Origin of the sequence: Methylicorpusculum sp. (assembly GCF_030651835.1) — a bacterium.
Classification (GTDB): Bacteria; Pseudomonadota; Gammaproteobacteria; order Methylococcales; family Methylomonadaceae; genus Methylicorpusculum.
The window spans coordinates 67,928-88,547 of record NZ_JAUSBX010000137.1; the positions used below are offsets into that span (position 1 = coordinate 67,928).

Annotated in this window: 16 protein-coding genes, 1 tRNA gene and 2 pseudogenes; 5 read left to right on the forward strand and 14 right to left on the reverse strand. The window is 44.7% G+C overall.

Going from position 1 to position 20,620, the window contains the following annotated elements; genetic code table 11:
• Positions 1-132: 132 nt before the first annotated feature.
• The 5 genes from Q7V32_RS17675 to Q7V32_RS17695 all read left to right on the forward strand — a co-directional run bounded on the left by Q7V32_RS17675 (position 133) and on the right by Q7V32_RS17695 (position 7,989).
• Complete coding sequence (locus tag Q7V32_RS17675) at positions 133-618, forward strand: hypothetical protein (RefSeq protein WP_304898304.1); 486 nt, start codon at positions 133-135, stop codon at positions 616-618.
• A 25-nt stretch (positions 619-643) separates the two neighbouring features.
• Complete coding sequence (locus Q7V32_RS17680; protein ID WP_304898305.1) at positions 644-2,380, forward strand: autotransporter assembly complex family protein; 1,737 nt, start codon at positions 644-646, stop codon at positions 2,378-2,380.
• Positions 2,377-6,102, forward strand: a complete 3,726-nt coding sequence (locus Q7V32_RS17685) for a translocation/assembly module TamB domain-containing protein (protein WP_304898306.1) — start codon at positions 2,377-2,379, stop codon at positions 6,100-6,102. The genes Q7V32_RS17680 and Q7V32_RS17685 overlap by 4 nt, the downstream gene beginning before the upstream one ends.
• A gap of 196 nt (positions 6,103-6,298) precedes the next feature.
• Positions 6,299-6,568 (forward strand): hypothetical protein, encoded by a 270-nt coding sequence (locus tag Q7V32_RS17690; protein ID WP_304898307.1) that lies wholly within the window; start codon positions 6,299-6,301, stop codon positions 6,566-6,568.
• Between the two features lie 17 nt (positions 6,569-6,585).
• Complete coding sequence (locus Q7V32_RS17695) at positions 6,586-7,989, forward strand: MBL fold metallo-hydrolase RNA specificity domain-containing protein (RefSeq protein WP_304898308.1); 1,404 nt, start codon at positions 6,586-6,588, stop codon at positions 7,987-7,989.
• A gap of 34 nt (positions 7,990-8,023) precedes the next feature.
• On the opposite strand, the gene rimK is transcribed toward Q7V32_RS17695, so the two are convergent.
• The 14 genes and pseudogenes from rimK to ribE form a co-directional block, all read right to left on the reverse strand.
• Entirely contained in the window at positions 8,024-8,929 is a 906-nt protein-coding gene (gene rimK / locus Q7V32_RS17700; protein ID WP_304898309.1) for a 30S ribosomal protein S6--L-glutamate ligase, read from the reverse strand.
• A 408-nt stretch (positions 8,930-9,337) separates the two neighbouring features.
• Positions 9,338-11,422, reverse strand: coding sequence for a polyribonucleotide nucleotidyltransferase (gene pnp / locus Q7V32_RS17705; protein ID WP_304898310.1), 2,085 nt, complete (start codon positions 11,420-11,422; stop codon positions 9,338-9,340).
• A gap of 89 nt (positions 11,423-11,511) precedes the next feature.
• Positions 11,512-11,781 carry a 30S ribosomal protein S15 gene (rpsO, locus tag Q7V32_RS17710; RefSeq protein WP_304898311.1) on the reverse strand — a complete coding sequence of 90 codons (270 nt, stop codon included), beginning with the start codon at positions 11,779-11,781 and terminating at the stop codon, positions 11,512-11,514.
• A gap of 142 nt (positions 11,782-11,923) precedes the next feature.
• Positions 11,924-12,823 carry a tRNA pseudouridine(55) synthase TruB gene (truB, locus tag Q7V32_RS17715; RefSeq protein WP_304898312.1) on the reverse strand — a complete coding sequence of 300 codons (900 nt, stop codon included), beginning with the start codon at positions 12,821-12,823 and terminating at the stop codon, positions 11,924-11,926.
• A 6-nt stretch (positions 12,824-12,829) separates the two neighbouring features.
• Entirely contained in the window at positions 12,830-13,192 is a 363-nt protein-coding gene (gene rbfA, locus Q7V32_RS17720) for a 30S ribosome-binding factor RbfA (RefSeq protein ID WP_304898313.1), read from the reverse strand.
• Positions 13,193-13,197: 5 nt separating this feature from the next.
• A pseudogene (gene infB, locus Q7V32_RS17725) lies at positions 13,198-14,985 on the reverse strand (translation initiation factor IF-2); the annotation flags it as partial.
• Between the two features lie 518 nt (positions 14,986-15,503).
• Positions 15,504-15,816: pseudogene (locus tag Q7V32_RS20870) on the reverse strand (translation initiation factor IF-2 associated domain-containing protein); the annotation flags it as partial.
• Between the two features lie 14 nt (positions 15,817-15,830).
• Positions 15,831-17,321 (reverse strand): transcription termination factor NusA, encoded by a 1,491-nt coding sequence (gene nusA / locus Q7V32_RS17730; RefSeq protein WP_304898357.1) that lies wholly within the window; start codon positions 17,319-17,321, stop codon positions 15,831-15,833.
• 13 nt (positions 17,322-17,334) lie between these two features.
• Positions 17,335-17,820: a ribosome maturation factor RimP gene (rimP, locus tag Q7V32_RS17735; RefSeq protein WP_304898315.1), complete on the reverse strand. Its 486-nt coding sequence runs from the start codon at positions 17,818-17,820 to the stop codon at positions 17,335-17,337.
• Positions 17,821-17,941: 121 nt separating this feature from the next.
• Positions 17,942-18,018: transfer RNA gene (locus Q7V32_RS17740), tRNA-Met, on the reverse strand.
• A 231-nt stretch (positions 18,019-18,249) separates the two neighbouring features.
• A complete protein-coding gene (locus Q7V32_RS17745; RefSeq protein WP_304898316.1) occupies positions 18,250-18,708 on the reverse strand; it encodes a phosphatidylglycerophosphatase A in 459 nt (152 codons plus the stop codon).
• Between the two features lie 34 nt (positions 18,709-18,742).
• A complete protein-coding gene (gene thiL / locus Q7V32_RS17750) occupies positions 18,743-19,681 on the reverse strand; it encodes a thiamine-phosphate kinase (RefSeq protein WP_304898317.1) in 939 nt (312 codons plus the stop codon).
• Positions 19,668-20,126 (reverse strand): transcription antitermination factor NusB, encoded by a 459-nt coding sequence (gene nusB / locus Q7V32_RS17755; RefSeq protein WP_304898318.1) that lies wholly within the window; start codon positions 20,124-20,126, stop codon positions 19,668-19,670. Before nusB ends, thiL begins: the two co-directional genes overlap by 14 nt.
• Positions 20,126-20,605, reverse strand: a complete 480-nt coding sequence (gene ribE / locus Q7V32_RS17760) for a 6,7-dimethyl-8-ribityllumazine synthase (protein ID WP_304898319.1) — start codon at positions 20,603-20,605, stop codon at positions 20,126-20,128. The genes nusB and ribE overlap by 1 nt, the downstream gene beginning before the upstream one ends.
• Positions 20,606-20,620 lie beyond the last annotated feature (15 nt).

Consider the following 20,620-nt stretch of genomic DNA (forward strand, 5'->3'; position numbering starts at 1 on the left):
AATTACACTATCGTTAAACATCAAATACCTATAAAAGAAATTTAAGTTTTAACTTAACAAGTGTTATTGGTAACATAAATTAATAAGTCACTACTGAGTATTTTTGTCTTGTGTTGGCGCAGAACCAGTTCGATGCATTTTTCTGACGAACTCTCGCGATTAACCATCCCTCCAAAGCTCGAGTGCTTCAACCTCTATTTTTATCAAGGTCATACCATGCCAGCAAAAGCAGCTTTCAAATTAATCGGACTTTTATTCGTCCTAAACGTTTTAACAGGATGCCCGGCTAATAAACCAACTCAAGGAGACCTGATGATGAATCAAGGGCCTCATCTTATCGATGTGGGTACAAAATGGAATGAAGGCAATAAGTTGGTTCAATTTGGCAACGATATGATTGCCCAAGGCCGTGATAATGTAAACGAAGGCAACAAACTGATCAGTAAAGGCAACATCCAAATCACTGAAGGCAACAAGTTAATTGAGCAAGGGAAAAAGTTGATCAGCGAAAGCGAAAATGATTACCGTCAGCGAGTCAATTCAGTTCCCCCCCTCGAACCGGCAATCCCGCCTGTTCAGCCCGCCGATTCAACAGAGGTTTTTCCTCTAGAAGATTAAGTCTGAAACCTATTTCCCTCATTTGATGCAGAGAAAATCTCTACTCATTCTCGTCCTGTTATTTGTAATGATTCATACGGGTAAGGCTGAAGATAAACTTCCCGAGATAAAAATCATTGGACTTAAGGGCAGCCAGTACACGAACGTCAACGCTTTCTTGAGATTGGCAAAAGAACCTTGCTCGGCGCCTGAATGGCGGATTAATACTTTGTTTAAACAAGCGGATGACGATATTCGTAGTGCTTTAAAAGCCTTGGGTTATTACCAGCCGGTTATTACTAAAACGCTAGCATTTACTTCCGATTGCTGGACAGCTGAATTTACGATTGATCGAGGTTTACCGGTAAAACTCACATCAATCGAAGTCAGAGTAACCGGCTCCGCCGAAACCGATCCTGCCTTTCAAAGCTTATTGGAAAAAAATCCGTTGGAAACAGGTAAAACTGTCCATCATGGCCGTTATGAAAATTTAAAAAGTAGTCTGCAATCTTTGGCATTGGAGCGTGGCTATTTAAACAACCGTTTTGATAAAAGCCGACTGCTGATTGATCTTGAAAATCATCAAGCTGCCGTGGAAATCAGCTTTGAATCCGGTCCGCGATTTTATTTTGGGGATATTAAGATCGAACAGGATTTTTTAAACCCGGACTTGGTCGCGCGATTTGTTAACCTGGAAGAAGATGAATTCTATTCCAGTAAAAAACTGGCTCAAATTCATAACAGCTTCTCCAGCAACGAGTATTTCAGCAGCATAGAGATCCAGCCGTTAATCGATCAAGCGACCGACGATTTCAGAGTACCGGTTGTCATTCAGTTACACCCCAGAAAAAAACATACCTATGAGGTAGGTGTGGGCTATGACACTAATTACGGGCCCTTATTCAGTGCGGGATATGTTAATCGCCGCATTAACTTTCGAGGTCACTCTATTTCTGCCGCCCTGGATATCTCTCCGGTTTTATCAACCGTGGAGGGACGTTACAGCATTCCTTTGCAGAACCCGACTACCGACAGTTTTAATCTGGGACTGGGTTTCAAACACGAGGAACCGGATACTTTTACGTCAGACCTTTTCAAGCTGTCTGCACAGCGCTTGAAATTTCACCAAAACAGATGGAAAAGCATCTTGTCTCTGGATTTAATCTATGAGGATTATGTCTCTGCCGATACTGAAAACAGCTCATTTTTGCTGGTGCCCGGGGGGCGCGTTCAATATACCGAATCCAATTCGGAAGTCAGGCCGACTGAGGGCTACCATCTCAATCTGGGTATTTCAGGTGCTCATGAAACTCTGCTTTCGGATGTCAGTTTTGTTCAGGCAAGTGCGCTGTTTAAATGGCTAACGGCTGTGCCTTGGGAGGGCCGCCTGATAACTCGTGGCGAATTAGGCGGCACACTGGTCAGCGATTTTGGCCGTTTACCCGCTTCATTTCGCTATTTTGCGGGGGGCGCTCAGACCATACGAGGTTATGAATATAAGGAATTAGGTCCTAAAAATAATAACAACGAGGTCATCGGCGGCCCTATGTTAGGCGTTTTGAGTGTTGAATATGAAAAATTTATCGGCGATAAATGGGGCGTCGCTGCGTTTATAGATAGCGGCAATGCCTTCGATACCAGTGACTTCAGCATAAATACCGGTGTCGGTTTAGGCGTTCGCTGGATTTCGCCGGTGGGCCCGGTTCGAATTGACTTTGCCCTACCCCTTGATGAATCCGGATCATCATTTCAAATTCATTTTGCGGCAGGTTCAGTCTTATGAAGCGTTTAGCCAAGGGATTAGTCTGCTTTATCGCTCTCTGTTTATTGATTCTTGTTTGTGCAGTGTTCACATTGATTGGAACTGAACCGGGCACCCGCTGGCTGTTAAAAAACAGCTTATTGACATCAAACTTTAACCTGGCAGTGGATAATGTCAATGGGACGTTGCTGGGAAATCTGGATATAACCGGAGTGTTCTATCAATCAGGAAATGATTCGATTAACATCGGGCGGTTGCAACTGGACTGGCAACCCGTTGATCTATTGGCGGGAAAGCTTCATATTGATTCAATCAAAGCAACAGACCTTGCTATTTCAGGTTTTGAGGGTGGATCAGAGTCTCAAGAAGATGAATCGCTGAAAATTCCGGTCATACCTATAGAAATCAATCTGGAACAGTTTCTGATTGATCAACTGACTTATAAAACAGCTGATGCCGAGACCGTCATCAATCGTCTGGAAATAGGCGCTACGTTAATTAACCAGCAAATTACCGTTGCTTATCTAAAAGTTGCCACACCTCAGTTCGAAACCGGTGGTCACGCGGTAATTGAGCTGGCCGAGCATTTTCCATTACAAACTGAATTGAACTGGCTTTTAAAACTGGAGAATACCCCTCCTATTAATGGCGGAGTTAGAATCGATGGCAACCTTGAGTCATTAAACCTGTCGGGCGATGTCAGCGGGCCTTTATCGTTAAAACATAACGCTCAGATTGACTTGTCCGGAACCACACCGATTTTTGATGTCGCCCTGGTATGGCAGAAACTTCAATGGCCATTGACGGAAACACCTCCCTCAATTCAATCCGGCGAAGGACGGCTGAACATCACAGGAACCAGCCAAGCTTATACTATCGAACTAAAATCGCCGATACAGATTGAAAACTCACTTATTACTATTGATCTAAAAGGCTTTGGCGGCATTGATACGCTGACTTTGGAAAGCTTGCGTATAAAACCCGAAACAGGCGAAGTCGTCTTTACCGGCGATATAGGTTGGGGACAATCTGTACCGGTGTTTCAACTTAAAGGTCAATGGAATACGCTTCAATGGCCGTTATCAGGCCCGCCCCAATTGCAGATTATATCCGGCCAAACTACTTTTAGCGGCACATCAAATGCCTATCAAATCAGCCTAAATACCCAATTAAAAAACGATCAGTTGCCGCCATTCAAGCTGCAACTGACCGGCTCCGGCAACGCAGAATCGCTGGATATTGCCGAGCTTTCCCTGACGCCAAAATCCGGATCATTAAATATAAAGGGGCACTTGTCCTGGGCCGATCATTTCAGCTATGCGCTGGATGTATTAGTCAAAGCTATCAATCCGGCAGAGTTTATCGCGGAAGTTCCAGGTTCTCTTAATTTAGACGCCGCCACAACAGGCAGCCTTGTCGACGGAAAGTTCAGTGGCGACTTCTTGCTAAAAAAGCTGAGCGGCACATTGCATAATAATCCTATAGAAGGCTCTGGAAAACTAGCCATCAAAGATGAACAACTGACTATCGAAAAGTTGCACTTACAATCCGGTAGAAACAAGCTGGAAGCCGATGGCTTTTTGACACAAGCCAAAATGCAGCTTGAAGCTACTCTTAACGCCCCTGCGCTTTCTTCACTCTGGCCTGGACTTAGCGGCAGTTTAATGGGAAATACCTCTTTGACAGGAAATTACCAAACGCCGCAAATCAAACTGAATCTGTCCGGAGCGGATTTGAATTACGATGCTTACTCATTAAAAGCTATCAGCGTAAAACTGGACTATCCCGGAATTGCTCAAAAACCGATAACGCTTGATTTAGTGGCGAATAATTTGCTGATGAACGATCAACACATCCAAAGGCTTGACTTGAAGGGTAACGGCTTATTAAATCGTCATCAATTTAATCTCGATGTAGTTTCGAATCTATCTAATGTCACGACCCGAATTTATGGTTCCTGGGCTAACGACCGATGGACCGGAACCATTGAGCAGTTGGATGTGCATCACCCAAAGATGGATGTCTGGCGGCTCGACCGAGCCATTAATTTGAACTTGAGCCAGATCGGGCAAGGCGGTTTTCTGCGGATGAGTGAGGGCTGCTTAATCCGATCAGAAGCCGCTGTGTGTTTTCAGGCAGAGGGGGATTTGAAAAAAAGCCTAACGCTGCAGGCGCGTATTGAAAAACTGGATCTCAGCATCTTGAAACTTTGGTTGCCGGAAGAACTGGATACCCAAGGCTTGCTCAATGTAAAACTTAACTCGACAATTAAAGGCGAAAATATCAACGCCAACCTGAACGCGGAAATACTCGGCGCGGGCGTTAAATTTAATTTGCCGGATAAACCGCCCATTGACTTCAGGTTAACATCCACAACCCTAACAGCGACTTATCAGCAAAAGCAAGTCAATGCCGATCTTGTCATGCTGCTGGAAGGACAGGATTTTATCAAGGCGCACATTTCAGGACCTGACCACGCCCTTGACGGCCACATTGAAGCTGTCATCCGAGATTTAACGTTGTTGGATGTTTTGATTCCGAACATAGAAAAAGTAAAAGGGCAATTCAATGCCGATGTCACTTTTTCAGGCCCAGTCGATCGCCCCTCTATCAAAGGACTGATTCGCTTAAGCGATGCCGGAATGGATATTCCCGCAGCCGGTATCCAAATCAAAAATATCCAGCTGGCGTTGACCCCGGACGATGTCCAACAAGGGCGATTAAAAATAGCGGGGCAATTGGAATCAGGATCGGGAAACTTAGTAATATCCGGGTTTATGTTGCCCAATGCCGAACAGGGGTTTCCTGCAGACATTCAGATCGGCGGCAAAAATTTTCAAATTACCCGAGTACCAGAAGCGGCAATATCGGTATCACCCCAACTTAATATCTTACATAAAGATAACCAAGTTGAAATAAAAGGCAATGTGACCATTGACGAAGCAATTCTTAAAATTAATGAATTGCCTGAACAAGCCGTAAAACCTAGCGAGGATGAAATTATTTTGGGGCAAACAGAAATTGCCGCTGTGCAGTCCAGCCCCATCCATTTAAAAACCGATATTTCATTATTGTTGGGAGATAAAGTAACATTTGATGGTTTTGGCCTGTCAACTCAACTCAGCGGTCGGTTGCGCTACACCGACCTGTCTAATCAGCAACGCATGCAAGGCCGGGTCGCGATGAATGAGGCAAAATACAAAGCCTATGGGCAGGACTTGACGGTCAGCAAAGGTGAATTTTTATTCAACGGACCTCTGGATAATCCCTGGTTAAATATCGAAGCCACCCGCAAAGCGACCAGTGAAGACATTACTGCTATTCTCAAGGTCACTGGGCCGCTAAAGTCTCCTCAAACAAAAGTCAGCAGTCAGCCCGCATTACCCGAATCAGAAGCATTGGCTTATCTTATTACCGGACGGTCCCTGGAATCAGCCGGCGGAAGTCAGTCCGAGGCTTTGGCAAAAGCAGCATTGAGCTATGGCGCCGGGCAGCTATCCTGGCTCAATGCCAAACTGGGCATTGATGAGCTTGAGTTCGAGGAAAAAGAACGATTGGAAGATTCAGCCGTGCGCTTGGGTAAATTCATCAGCCCTGATTTTTATATTGGCTTGTCGCTGGGTTTCTTTTCCAATAACTATGCGGTACTGCTGAAAAGGCAATTAACCAAACATTTCAGCTTGCAGACAAGAGCCGGTGAAACGCAAAGAATTGATCTTAAATATCATATAGATACGGATTAAAGACAAACCTTTTCGATTAAAAGGTTACTGGCTGGCGGAAATGTAATTTGCCTAGTTAGGGTAGAGAGGACTATCATCAGAAATAATAACCCAAACAGATAGACCACTAATTTAGACTTTAATTTTAACTTCAAATAGCTTAGGTGATTTAACAGCCTAAAACCTTTTATTATTAAAACAACATGAGGTGATAACGATGGATTTATTGAAAGAGTTAGAACAAATTTCAGAAAAAATCAAAACTCAACGCGATGAAATCATGGTGCAAATGCACTTGGCCGGACTTGATGCAAAATCCGAGTGGGATAAAGCGGAAGAAAAATGGCATGAACTGAAAATTAAAGCTGAGGAAATCAAGGATGAAACCAAAGAAACGACCGACGAATTGGTTTCCAAAACAAAAGTGATTGCTGATGAACTCAACACGGCTTATCAACGGATCGTAGAACGCCTCAAAGCTGATTAAGCCAAAAGAGGCTACTCATGACTCATCTAACATTTTGGGGCGGCACGGAGCAGGTAACCGGTTCCTGTTATCTGCTGGAAACAGACCATCACCGTATTTTGCTGGATTGTGGTTTATTTCAGGGAAGTAAGGAAACAGAACGGCTCAACGCCGAAGACTTTCCGTTTGATCCGGCAACAATCGATGCTGTCGTTTTGTCCCATGCGCATCTTGATCACTCCGGACGCTTACCCAAACTGGTTAAAGAAGGTTTCAACGGTGATCTGTTTTTGACGGAAGGCAGTTATCATTTGCTGGAATTGATGCTGAAAGATGCTGCATTTCTAGAGCTGAGAGATACAGAATGGGAAAATAAAAAACGCGAGAGAGCCGGAAAAAAACTATTAGATCCTCTTTTTACGCTTGAAGATGTTGAAGCTTTGCTGGCATTGAGAAAACCTTTTCCCTACAGAACAGTTATTGATGTATTACCCGGCATAAAGCTGCAGTTTCTAGACGCTGGGCATATTTTAGGCTCATCAATCGTAAAGCTTGAACTACAAGATGGCGATAAAAACAAAACGCTGGTTTTTTCGGGGGATCTTGGCAATTCCGCCTCCCCCGTTTTACCTGATCCGGAAACGGTTAAACACGCTGATCTGCTATTGCTGGAATCAACCTATGGAGACAGGGATCATAAAGCATTAGACCCTACTCTGGATGAGTTGAGAGTGATACTCAAGTTAGCGGCCAATAGCGGGGGTAATGTTATTATTCCCTCGTTTGCTGTCGGTCGAACTCAAGATTTGCTCTACTGGTTAGGTAAACTTTACCGCGAAGGTTCGTTACCGCAACAGCAGGTTTTTCTGGACAGTCCGATGGCGATCAACGCCAGTGAAATTTATTTTGATTATAAGCACCTGTTTAACGAGGACGATCCTGAATTTAATCGAATATCACAAAAAGGCTGGCAAGCCTGGCTACCCTGTTTAGCCTATTCGGAAACTGCTGGAGACTCAATGGCGATCAACCGGATTGTTGGCGGAGCAGTGATTATTGCAGGAAGCGGAATGTGCACGGGTGGACGTATACGTCACCACTTGAAGTACAACTTGTGGAGACGCAATGCGCACATCGTTTTCGTCGGTTTTCAAGCCCAAGGAACTTTAGGCAGGCGTTTGATTGACGGCCAGAAAGATTTAAAAATACTGGGCAGCAAAATCCATGTAGAAGCTACAATCCACACATTAGGGGGGCTTAGCGCTCACGCCGATCAAAGCCAATTACTCGCCTGGGCTAATCACTTTGAAGAAACCAAACCACAGTTGTTTTTGGTTCACGGTGAAACAAGCGCCTCTCACTCCTTACAGACCTGCTTTAACCGCTTGGGTTGGCCTGCCAACTTACCCAAAATCGGTCAAAGGATAGAGATAGAGCAATAATAGCCGGCGTTAAGGCATTCCAAACTGGCCTGTTTTAACCTTTTCCTTTGGTACGGGTCGATTTATTGACTGAATCCTTTTCAATAAAATCAATAATCATACCCGCTATATCTTTTTCAGTTGACTTTTCAATGCCTTGCAAGCCCGGTGATGAATTGACTTCCATGATGACCGGGCCATGATTGGAGCGCAGTAAATCCACACCGGCAACATTTAAGCCCAGGGTTCTTGCTGCACGAACGGCAATGGAGCGCTCCTCAGGCGATATTCTGATTAAAGAGGACGATCCGCCGCGGTGCAAATTGGATCTAAACTCACCTTCTTTAGCTTGTCTTTTCATGGAGGCAACCACCTTGTCACCGATAACTAAGCAACGTATATCGGCACCATCAGCTTCTTTGATAAATTCCTGAACTAAAATATTGGCCTTTAAACCCATAAATGCTTCGATAACACTTTCAGCCGCTTTTTGTGTTTCCGCCATAACCACGCCGATACCTTGCGTACCTTCCAAAAGTTTTATAACTAACGGCGCTCCGCCTACCATTTTAATTAAATCTTCTACATCATCGGGCTTATGAGCAAAACCGGTGACGGGCAAACCGATACCTTTTCGTGATAACAACTGCAATGAACGCAACTTATCTCTTGAACGGGATATAGCGACCGATTCATTTAACGTGTAAGTACCCATCATTTCAAACTGCCTCAGCACAGCAGTTCCATAAAAAGTAATTGAAGCTCCGATTCTCGGTATGACGGCATCAAATCCACTCAAAATGGTACCTTTATAATGAATACCGGGTCTGTTGGACGTGATTTCCATGTAACAACGTAGAGCATCAATGACATGAATCTCATGCCCTCTGGCTTGAGCGGCTTCAATCAGTCTACGAGTGGAATAAAGCTTTGAGTTTCTTGAAAGTAATGCAATTTTCATTTGGTACTAAAGGTCCTGGTCATCAATCACAACCACAAAATAATTATTAAATTAGGGACTAAAAAAGAAAGTTAATAAAGAAGCGACGCAAAAACCTACGGCTTATATTTCGAATTACGCAACACTCAGAAGAGTTCATGAAACGATAGTTCAATCAGTCAAAGTATTAAGCAAAAAATAAGAGTGAATCGACTTTTGGCGCGTATTATAGATTAAATTGTCTTTAACTATCGTTAATCTTATTAAGAAAGTGTGTTGTGAAAAAGTTACGATAAAATCCGCCGGACTTAGTCAGATATCGAGGAATTACCTGCCTTGAAAACGCCTACACACAATTCAAATGAGAAAGAAAAGAGCAAAAAAAAGGGCCTGTTAAGGCCCTTTTAATAACTCACTTATTCGAAATCATTATTCACTGATGTCGACTGCTTTCATGCTGAGTCTGACCCTGCCCTGGCGATCAATTTCTAAAACTTTAACCCGGACAACATCGCCTTCATTCAGTTTATCGCTGACTTTATCAACATGTTCATCAGAAATTTGCGAAATATGAACCAAACCGTCTTTGCCGGGCAGAATGGTTACAAATGCGCCAAAGTCCATCAAGCGGGCAACTTTACCTTCGTAAGTTTTACCTACCTCAACCTCAGCGGTGATTTCTTCTATCAACCGGCGTGCTTCTTCACCCGCCTGTTTGTCAACCGAGGCAATTTTTACGATACCGTCATCGGTCAAATCGATGCTGGCTCCGGTTTGTTCAGTCAAGCTTCTTATCGTCGCACCGCCCTTACCAATGACTTCGCGAATCTTGCTGGGGTCAATTCTGATAGTAATAATACGAGGCGCGAAATCTGACATCTGTTTTCTGGTTTCAGAAAGCGCTTTATTCATTTCACCCAAAATATGAATACGACCAATTTTGGCTTGATCCAAAGCGGTTTTCATGATTTCCGCTGTGATGCCATCTATCTTGATATCCATTTGTAAGGCGGTTATACCGTCTTCTGTTCCTGCGACTTTGAAATCCATATCACCCAAGTGATCTTCATCACCCATGATGTCAGACAAAACAGCAAAATTGTCGCCTTCTTTGATTAGCCCCATAGCAATTCCGGCTACAGGTGCTTTAGTAGGAACGCCGGCATCCATCAATGCCAAACTGCTTCCGCACACTGATGCCATGGAACTGGAACCATTCGATTCGGTAATTTCCGAAACGATGCGAATGACATAAGGGAATTCATCCATATTAGGTAATATGGCTTGAACACCACGCTTAGCCAAGCGGCCATGGCCAATCTCACGACGCTTGGGTGATCCGACGAAACCGGTTTCACCTACACAATAGGGAGGGAAATTGTAATGCAGCATGAAGCTTTCTTTATACTCCCCAGCCAATGCATCGATAATTTGTGAGTCACGTTCTGTTCCCAGTGTGGCTACCACCAAGGCTTGGGTTTCACCTCGAGTAAACAAGGCAGAGCCGTGAGCACGAGGTAAAACACCGGTCCTGACTGAAATAGGTCTGACGCTATCCAGATTACGGCCATCGATACGCTTGTGTTCGTTGATAATCGAACTGCGGACAATTTTCTTTTCCAGCTTTTCGATAATTGCACGAATGTCTTTTTCAGAATATTGTTCGCCTTCCGTCAGCTTGGTGACTACAGCGCTTCTGATTTCTTTCAATTGCTCTTGTCTGGTCAGTTTTTCTGCAACTTGATATGACGCTCTGATATCCGCTTCAATTGAATCGGACACTAATTTTTCCAGTTCAATATTTGCGACAGGAGCCTGCCAGTTAATCAATGGTTTATTGACTGTTTGCGCAAACTCTTTAATGCCGGTGATAGCTTGTTGCATTTGTTCATGACCAAAGAGAACAGCGCCAAGCATAATTTCTTCGGTTAAGCTTTGGGCCTCTGATTCAACCATCAACACAGCATGCTCGGTACCGGCAACGACTAAGGACAGTTGCGATCCTTTAATAGCCGTTACTGATGGGTTCAGTAAATATTGACCATCCTGATAGCCCACTGTAGCCGCAGCAACCGGACCATTGAACGGCAAGCCGGAGATGGCTAATGCGGCAGATGAGCCCAGTAATGCAGGAATTTCGGGGTCAATCTCTGGGTTTAGAGACATAACCGTAGCAACGATTTGAACCTCGTTGGTGTACTCGTCAGGAAAAAGCGGCCTGATAGGTCTATCGATTAAGCGTGAAGTAAGCGTTTCTTTCTCGCTAGGGCGTCCTTCACGTTTGAAAAAACCACCTGGAATTTTTCCTGCGGCATAAGTTTTTTCTTGATAGTTCACAGTTAATGGAAAAAAATCTCCGCCAACGTTTGCATCTTTTTTTCCAACGACTGTGACCAGAAGGGTAGTCCCTCCCATGTTAATAATTACTGCACCGTCGGCCTGGCGGGCTATTTCACCGGTTTCAAGTGTGACGAGCTGGTCGCCGTACTGAAATTCTTTCCTAACAAGAGTCACTATAAGGTTCCTTTATGTTAAAGGTTATAAATTAAGTCATTTTGTAACCGCAAAGAACGGCACCTACGTGCCGTTCTAAGTCTGATCATTTATTTACGCAAACCTAAGCGATCTATTAATGAACGATAGCGATTCAGATCTGTATTCTTCAAGTAGTCCAACAATTTACGACGCTGATTAACGAGGCGTAATAAGCCGCGACGAGAATGATTGTCTTTTTTGTGTTCTGCAAAGTGAGGCGTCAAATGAACAATCCGCGCAGTCAGCAATGCGACTTGGACTTCAGTAGAACCTGTATCGGTTTCTGATAAACGATATTCTTCAACGATTGCTTTTTTGTGTTCAGCAGTAAATGGCATTGATAATCCCTATAGATTAACGAAATAAAAAAAGTCATTTTTCATGACTGAGGGTCACATTGTTTCCACAATAGGGTGTAGAAACAGATGTTATTTTGGGTCTGCTTTAATCAGAACCCCTTGTTCACTGAATAGGTTCTATTCAGTTTAAGTTAAATATTTTTTTAGGCGCTAGTTTACCATCCAAAGATAATTCACCCAACCCCAAAAAGTTCTGCATAGTGTAGATGCGAACCTTGCCTGATTGATGTTGATCAAAATCCACAGATCTTCCGTGTTTTAAGTGTTCGGCTTGTTCTTCGCTCACTTGAACGGAAGCCATGAATTCAAGAGGCTTGTCCATTGGAATAAGTGCAAGTTTCAAGCTGTCCACTGGCATGTCCAGCAACTGTTCTATCGTCAAGGCATCCTCAATTCTGAAGCAACCGGCTTCCAAACGGCGCAATTCATTAACAGTTCCGCCACAGCCCAGGTAATGACCTATATCTTCCGCCAGCGTTCTTATGTAAGTTCCTTTCGAACACCAGACATCCAGGCTTAGCGTGTCGACCGTGGTATCAAGCAAATCCATTTTAAAAATAGTGATGTGCCTGGCTTTACGTTCAACGGTGACACCTTGTCTTGCCAACTCATACAGTTTTTTCCCCTGATGTTTCAACGCGGAGTACATCGGTGGGACTTGCTCTATTTCTCCGGTGAAATGGAGCAAACACTGCCTGATTAATTGCTCATTAAGTTCCGGCACAACGGCTGTTTGAATCACAGCGCCTTCCCGGTCTCCCGTTTCGGTCACAACACCTAACTGAATGACAACCCGGTAGCATTTATTATCATCCAGCATAAATGAAGACACTTTTGTGGCTTCGCCAAAACACAGCGGCAGAAGTCCTGTCGCCAATGGATCAAGACTGCCTGTATGTCCCGCTTTATTCGCATCAAAAAGCCTTTTGACTTCCTGAAGGGCTTTATTGGATGAAACGCCGCTGCGTTTATCAAGCAATATGATGCCGTGAATTGCCTGCCCTGATTTTCGTCTAGCCATTAACGATCAATCTTGCTTGCTGTCAGGCAAATCACTAAGCAGTTCGGCGACGCGCATGCCGTTTTCAAATGACGTGTCGTAATAAAATCTGAGCTCCGGCACTATGCGCAGTCGCATGCGTTTTGCGAGCTCACTTCTTATAAATGGCGCCGAATCATTGAGATACTTCATGCTTTGCTTTCTTTCGTCACCTTCCTTATTCAGGATGGTGACGTAAATTTTAGCAACAGCCAGATCCTTGTTGGTTTCAACATCATTAATCGTCACAAAACCCAAACGAATCCTGTCGAGCTCTCTTTGAAGAATCAAAGCCAGTTCTTTTTGTATCTGTGATGAAACGCGAGCGTTACGACCAAATTCTCTAGCCATTCTCGTTATAATTCCCGTTTGACTTCAACACGTTCAAATACTTCAATCTGGTCTCCGGCTTTAACATCGTTGTAATTTTTTACGCCGATACCACATTCCATGCCCATTTTTACCTCGCTGACATCATCTTTGAAACGGCGCAGCGACTCTAACTGACCTTCGTAGATGACCACATTGTCACGTAAGACACGAATAGGAAGATTACGCTTAACAATGCCTTCAATAACCATACAGCCTGCGATAGCGCCAAATTTCGGGGAACGGAATACATCGCGCACTTCTGCCAAGCCAACGATATTTTCTTTGATCTCCGGTGCCAGCATGCCATTGATTGAGCTTTTTACTTCATCAATCGCATGGTAGATCACGCTGTAGTAATGCAGATCGATATCTTTTTCTTCAATCAGCTTGCGCGAAGTAGCGTCGGCACGCACATTGAAACCAATCAGAATTGCACCGGATGCAAGGGCCAAGTTAGCGTCGCCTTCGTTGATCCCACCAACACCACCGAAAATAACCTTAACTTCAACTTCTTCAGTTGACAAGTTAACCAACGATTCTCTTAATGCTTCCAAACTGCCCTGCACATCGGTTTTAATCACCAGATTAAGTGAAGCGATCTCGCCGGTAGCCATGCGAGAAAATACCTGATCGAGCTTGGCGGCCTGTTGAGCTGCCATTCTGCTGGTTTTACTTCTATCTTCACGGTGTTCTGCCAATTCTCTGGCAGCACGCTCATTTTGAACCACTAAAAACTCATCGCCTGAGTTGGGTGTTCCTGATAGTCCTAAAATTTCAACCGGCGTACTGGGGCCGGCTTCTTTAAGGTTTTTTCCATTTTCGTTAAACATGGCTCTGACACGGCCATATTCGTAACCGCAAAGGACAAACTGACCTTTCTGTAAAGTGCCTTTTTGTACCAGAACGGTAGCAACTGCTCCGCGTCCTTTATCAAGCCGTGATTCAATCACAATACCCGAAGCAGAGCCTTCAACAGGAGAGGTTAACTCTAAAATTTCAGTCTGGAGAATCAATGCCTCGATCAGATCATCTATCCCTTCACCGGTTTTAGCAGAAACCTTAATGAACTGGACATCACCACCCCACTCTTCCGGTATGACATTTATGACGGACATTTCCTGCATGACTTTTTCAGGATTGGCCTGCGGCTTGTCAATTTTATTGACCGCTACAATGATAGGCACATTGGCTGCCCTGGCATGCTCAACCGCTTCCTTGGTTTGCGGCATAACGCCATCATCGGCTGCGACCACAACAATAACAACGTCCGTCAGTTCTGCACCGCGAGCCCGCATAGCCGTAAACGCCGCGTGACCGGGGGTATCCAGAAAAGTCACTGAGCCATGGTCAGTCACAACCTGATACGCACCTATGTGCTGGGTAATACCGCCCGCTTCGCCAGCAGCAACACGAGTTTCACGAATATAATCGAGCAACGAGGTTTTACCGTGATCGACATGGCCCATAATGGTGACAATCGGCGCTCTGGGCAATTCCCTGCGATTTTCTTCTTTCAATTCAGCAAGGATTTCAGCTTCAAGATCATCATCGCTTTGCAGGATGGCTTTATGACCCATTTCTTCAACCAACAATACGGCGGTATCCTGATCAATTGCCTGATTAATGGTCGCCATAATACCCAGCTTCATCAATTGTTTAATTAATTCAGCCGCCTTTACACTCATTTTTTGAGCTAAATCAGAAACAATAATATGTTCCGGAATAGTCACATCTCTGATTACCGGTAAAACCGGTTTTTCGAATTGATGCTTTGCATCCGATTGGTTTCCGCGGTCTTTCTGTTTCGATTTCTTTTTACCTGTGCGTCTACCTTCGCTATCTATTTCCTGAATAACCGGTTTACGTTTTTTCTGGCTTTCTACTTTAGCCGCTGCCAATTGCCTGACTTTTTCAGCGTTACGCTCTACCGCTTCTTCATGCCGTTTTTGACGGTCAACAGTTTTCTTACGTTCTTCTTCGGCTTTTTTGTTTTTCTCTTTTTGTTCTTTGCTTATTTCAATAATAGGAACAACGTCCTCGGTTACGGGAATAATCTCTTCGTCATATTCCTCTTTAGCTACTGGCTCAATGGCCCCTGAAACTTCGGATTGAACTAGCGTTTCAGGCGAAGCAACCACAGGATGTGATAAATGAACCGTTTTATCCTCAGCCGAAACATCAATCGTAACACTTGGCTTGACTGATTTCGTAGCAATCTCAGGGGACGCCTCTAATAAACCCGGCTTTTCGGCCTCAGTCTCTTTATGTTCATCGACACTGGCTGTGTCAGTGCGCTTGATGTAGGTTTTCTTTTTACGCACTTCGACGCTGATCGTTTTTGCAGCGCTACCCGGTCCGGTATTTTGCTTGATTTCGCTGACCTTACGCCTTTTGAGCGTAACTCGAGTGGGTGTGCTTTCAATTTCGCTAATGGACTTGCCATGTCGTTTACGTAGATGAATCAATAATTTGACTTTTTCATCTTCTTGAATGACATCATCAGGGGCACTCGCAGACAAACCTGCTTCCTTCAGTTGCTCTAATAATTTTTCAAGAGGTATGCCTACTACCTCAGCTAACTGCCGTACTGTTTTATCGCTCATATCTTACCCTCGTCCTATACGCCTTGATCTCCAGCAAACCAAGGCTCTCGTGCCTTCATAATTAGTTTTGCCGCTCGTTCTTCATTTACATCAGAGAATTCCAGTAGATCATCAACCGACTGATCCGCCAGATCTTCCATGGTCAAAATTCCGTGACTGGCCATTTCATAAGCCAAATCTTTATCCATGCCTTCCATTTCAAGCAAATCACTTGCTGGTTCGGCAGCCTCAATTTTCTCCTCTGAAGCAATTGCGCTAATTAAAAGTGCATCTTTGGCCCGATTTTTAAGCTCTTCAACCAATTCCTTGTCAAATTCCTCAATTTCAAGCATTTCATTGACCGGTACATAGGCAATTTCCTCGATTGAATTAAAACCCACTTCAACCAGGATGGAAGCGACCTCGTCATCCACACCCAATTCATCGATAAACAATTTCTTGGTTATTTCTGCCTCAGCCCCGCTGGAAGCTTCTGCTTTGGATGCATCGATAACATTCAATTCCCATCCGGTCAGCTCTGTGGCTAAGCGGACGTTTTGTCCACCTCGGCCAATGGCCTGAGACAGGTTATCTGATTTTACCGCCAAGTCCATACAGTGCTTGTCTTCATCGATAATAATGGATTCAATTTCAGCCGGCGCCATTGCGTTAATCACAAATTGGGCTTCGCTGTCATTCCACAGGATGATATCAATTCTCTCACCGGCTAATTCATTGGAGACCGCTTGAACTCTGGATCCTCTCATGCCTACGCAGGCACCGACCGGATCCAGACGCGGATCATTGGCTTTGACGGCAATTTTTGCTCGTGAACCAGGATCGCGAGCCGCGCCCTTGATTTCAATCATGCCTTCGCCGACTTCAGGTACTTCTAATCTGAATAAAGCTATCAACAATTCAGCAGCCGCACGACTGACAAATAACTGGGGACCCCTTTGTTCGGAGCGTACTGATTTTAAATACCCTCTTACCCGGTCGCCAATACGAACCGATTCACGGGGAATCATGTCTTCTTTAGAAATATAAGCTTCTACGTGCCCGCCCAGATCGAGATAAACACTGCCTTTTTCAATACGCTTGACGATGCCTGTAATCAGCTCGCCCACTCTGTCTTTATAAGCTTCAACGATCTTTTGACGCTCAGCTTCTCTCACTTTATGGATAATGACCTGCTTGGCCGTTTGAGCGGCAATGCGGCCAAACTCTATCGAGTCAATTTGTTCTTCGATGACATCGCCTACTTCGGCATCGCTTTTTATGTTCCTGGCATCATCCAGTAACATTTGGGTGTGGGGAAATTCCAGGTCATTTTCAAACCGTGAATCCGCCTCTACCACTTCCCAGCATCTGAAAGTGTCGTAGTCACCTGTTTTGCGATTAATACTGACCCGAGATCTAATGTTGTGACTGTAGCGCTTGGAAGTTGCAGCCTCCAGTGCCGATTCTACGGCTTGAAAAACTGTTTCTTTATCGATTTCCTTTTCATTGGAAAATACATCAACCATTAATAAAATTTCTTTATTTGCCACTGCGCACTCCTTTATTTTTTAAATACTCAGGTGCCAGACGCGCTTTACTCATCGCTTCAAATGGAACCTCAAAAATCTGATCATCTTCCTGAAGAAAGATGTTTTGGCCCTCAACTTTTATGATGAGGCCGGTTATTTTTTTTCGTTTTTGAATAGGGCTGAACAGGTTAACCTGAGCCAGGCTGCCTATAAAACGTTCAAATTGTTCCACTTTAAAAAAGGGCCTGTCTTCACCCGGCGAAGAAACTTCCAGTTGATAGTTTCCTTGTATGGGGTCCTCGACATCCAGCATGCCACTGACTTGGTGGCTGACACGGGAACAGTCTTCAACCAGAATACCCTGATCACTGTCGATATAAATTCTCAACAGGCCATGGCGAGGATGAGGATTGTATTCAATCCCAACGCATTCATAGCCTAGACCTTCCACAATTGGCTCAATTAAATTAACCAAATGCTCAGGAGCCTGTTTCATATTGCTGCCTCATTTTCTCTCGCACATAAAAAAAGAGCCAAAGGCTCTTCCTTAAAAATCATTAAGGGCTCAAGCAAAAGCCCCAAAAAGCAAAAAGCCCCATAAGGGGCCTTTTAATATCTGGTAGCGGGGGCAGGATTTGAACCTACGACCTTCGGGTTATGAGCCCGACGAGCTACCAAGCTGCTCCACCCCGCGATTGATTTGTGCATTATAAGCGCTTTTTCAGATTAAGCAACTCATTTATTTTATATTGGCAAATCCCCGGTTGATGGCAAATAAGGGTAGGCGTAAGCTTTGCGAGGATATCGGCAGAAGAATGCTGCCGTCAAGCACTCACGGATGGGTCTAAGGCGTTTCTCGCAAGGCTTACACCTACATTCACAGCCACATTAAAAATTCAAACTGGGACGGCTAATTTTATGCCGATTAAATAACGGCTTCAGCATTAAAAATGAACAGCATTATCAAGCAAGATATACCGCCCGCAATGATGTCATCCAACATAATGCCAAGGCCGCCATCAACTTTCTTATCAGCCCAACTGATCGGCCAAGGTTTGAAGATGTCAAACCAGCGAAAAAGCACAAACCCAACGAAAACTGCCGCCCAAGACGGAGGTATAAACAACAGCGTAATTAAAAAACCGCCAATTTCATCCCATACGATCCCACCAAAATCGTGCTCACCCAATTTCTTTGCCGCATAATCGCAAAAATAGATTCCGGCCAGATTAATTAAAATCACCAGAAAGCCATAAAGCCAGGGATCTAAAGCTGCCAGCGCCCAATAGATAGGAATAGCGGCGAGTGTACCCATTGTGCCGGGCGCTTTTTTGAAAAGCCCCGAACCGAAACCAAAGGCAAGAAACAATAGGGGATCTCGCATTATTTCTGATCGCGATAACTTATTCCGTCCGACTTCATTTAGAAAAATGCTCAAAACCTTTTACCTTTAGTGTATCAATCAAGCCATGACGTGAAATTCTTATTCCGGGTTCCGACTCGATGATGCCGATTTGCGTGCAGGCAAAATTCAGAAGCCCCGCTTTTTCAGGTGCAACGGTAAAACAAAGCTCATAATCATCACCTGCACACAAAGGAAATGACCAGTCGCCCGTTTCGTTCAGGTATTGATGAACGCCGGCAGATAATGGAATTTGGTCGAAATCAAGGCGCGCACCAACCGAACTCAGCTCCAGAATATGACCCAAATCGGCCGACAAGCCATCGGAAATATCTATGCAGCTACTGGCAACAGTGCGCAACGCAATACCCTCCTGCACTCTAGGGAGAGGACAATTAAACCGTTGCAAAGCTTTTTCGCAGTCTATTTGAGACTGATGTTGGGCCATTTTGAGGCCCAAGCCGGCATCCCCAAGACTTCCAGTCATAAAGATCAAATCACCGGGTCGAGCTCCAGAGCGAAGCAAGGCTTCTCCTGCTGGAATTAATCCCATCGCTTGAACTGTCAAGGTCAGCGGTCCGGTGGTGGTATCGCCACCAATCAGGTCAACTTTAAATTGCTCAGCGAGCGCCTGAAAACCAGTTGAAAACTCCGATAGCCAATTTTCATCGACTTCCGGCATCGTCAAGGCCAGGCTTACAGCCACCGGTTCCGCTCCCATCGCGGCCAAATCGCTTAAATTGACTGCCAGCAATTTGAACCCTAATTGCCTGGGATCTGTCCCTCGCAAAAAGTGAACATTTTCCACCATCGTGTCTGTGGTCACCGCCAACTGGTAGCCATCAGGCACCTTTAGCAGCGCGCAGTCATCACCAATGCCCAAATGCGTCGATGAGCGATAGTTTGGTTTGCCGGCAAAAAAACGACTGATTAACCCGAATTCAGTCAGCGCCACTGGTTTTTTTTGCTCCGCTATTTTTGATTTTTATCTCTGCCGTGCGTTGTTGTTGAGCCACTTTATCCAGAATACCGTTTACATAACGATGACTGCCTTCTGCGCCAAAGCATTTGGCTAAGTTGATGCTCTCATTGATTACAACTTTATAGGGCATATCAAGACGCAGAAGCAACTCATAAACACCAATTCTCAGAATGGCTCGCTCAACAGGATCTATTTTTTCAATGGGCCTGTCGACAAACGGCGCCAGTGCTTCATCGATTTTATCCAGTTGCGCCGGAACACCATGAAAGAGCTCATGAAAATAGCTCTTTTGGGCATCCTTAAGCCGGTCATCTTCGTGAAACTGCAGCTCAATCTGACTGAGATTCTGACCGGTCATCTGCCACTGATACAAAGCCTGCACAGCTGATTTTCGAGCATTGGTTCGAGCCTGACTCATTAAGCGTTTTCCAGATTTTTGAATAAACTGACCATTTCCAATGCGGACATAGCCGCTTCAGCCCCTTTATTGCCGGCTTTTGTTCCTGCTCTTTCTATGGCTTGCTCAATCGTATCGACGGTTAATACACCAAAACTGACGGGGATATCGTATTGCAACGACACAGTCGCCAAACCTTTCACGCATTCACCCGCAACGTATTCGAAATGCGGCGTGCCGCCGCGGATCACTGCACCGAGCGCAATGATTGCATCATATTTTTTGGTGGCGGCTGCTCGCTGCACCACCATGGGTAGTTCGAATGCGCCGGGAGCCTTGATCAGACAAAGATCAGCTTTGTCGGCACCATGCCGAACCAACGTATCAATAGCCCCCATTTCCAATTGCTCTACAATGAAGCTGTTGAATCTTGATGCAACGATACAGAATTTTCCACCTTTAGCAGACAACTGCCCTTCGAAGGTTTTTATAGCCGACATGGATACTCTCTAAGT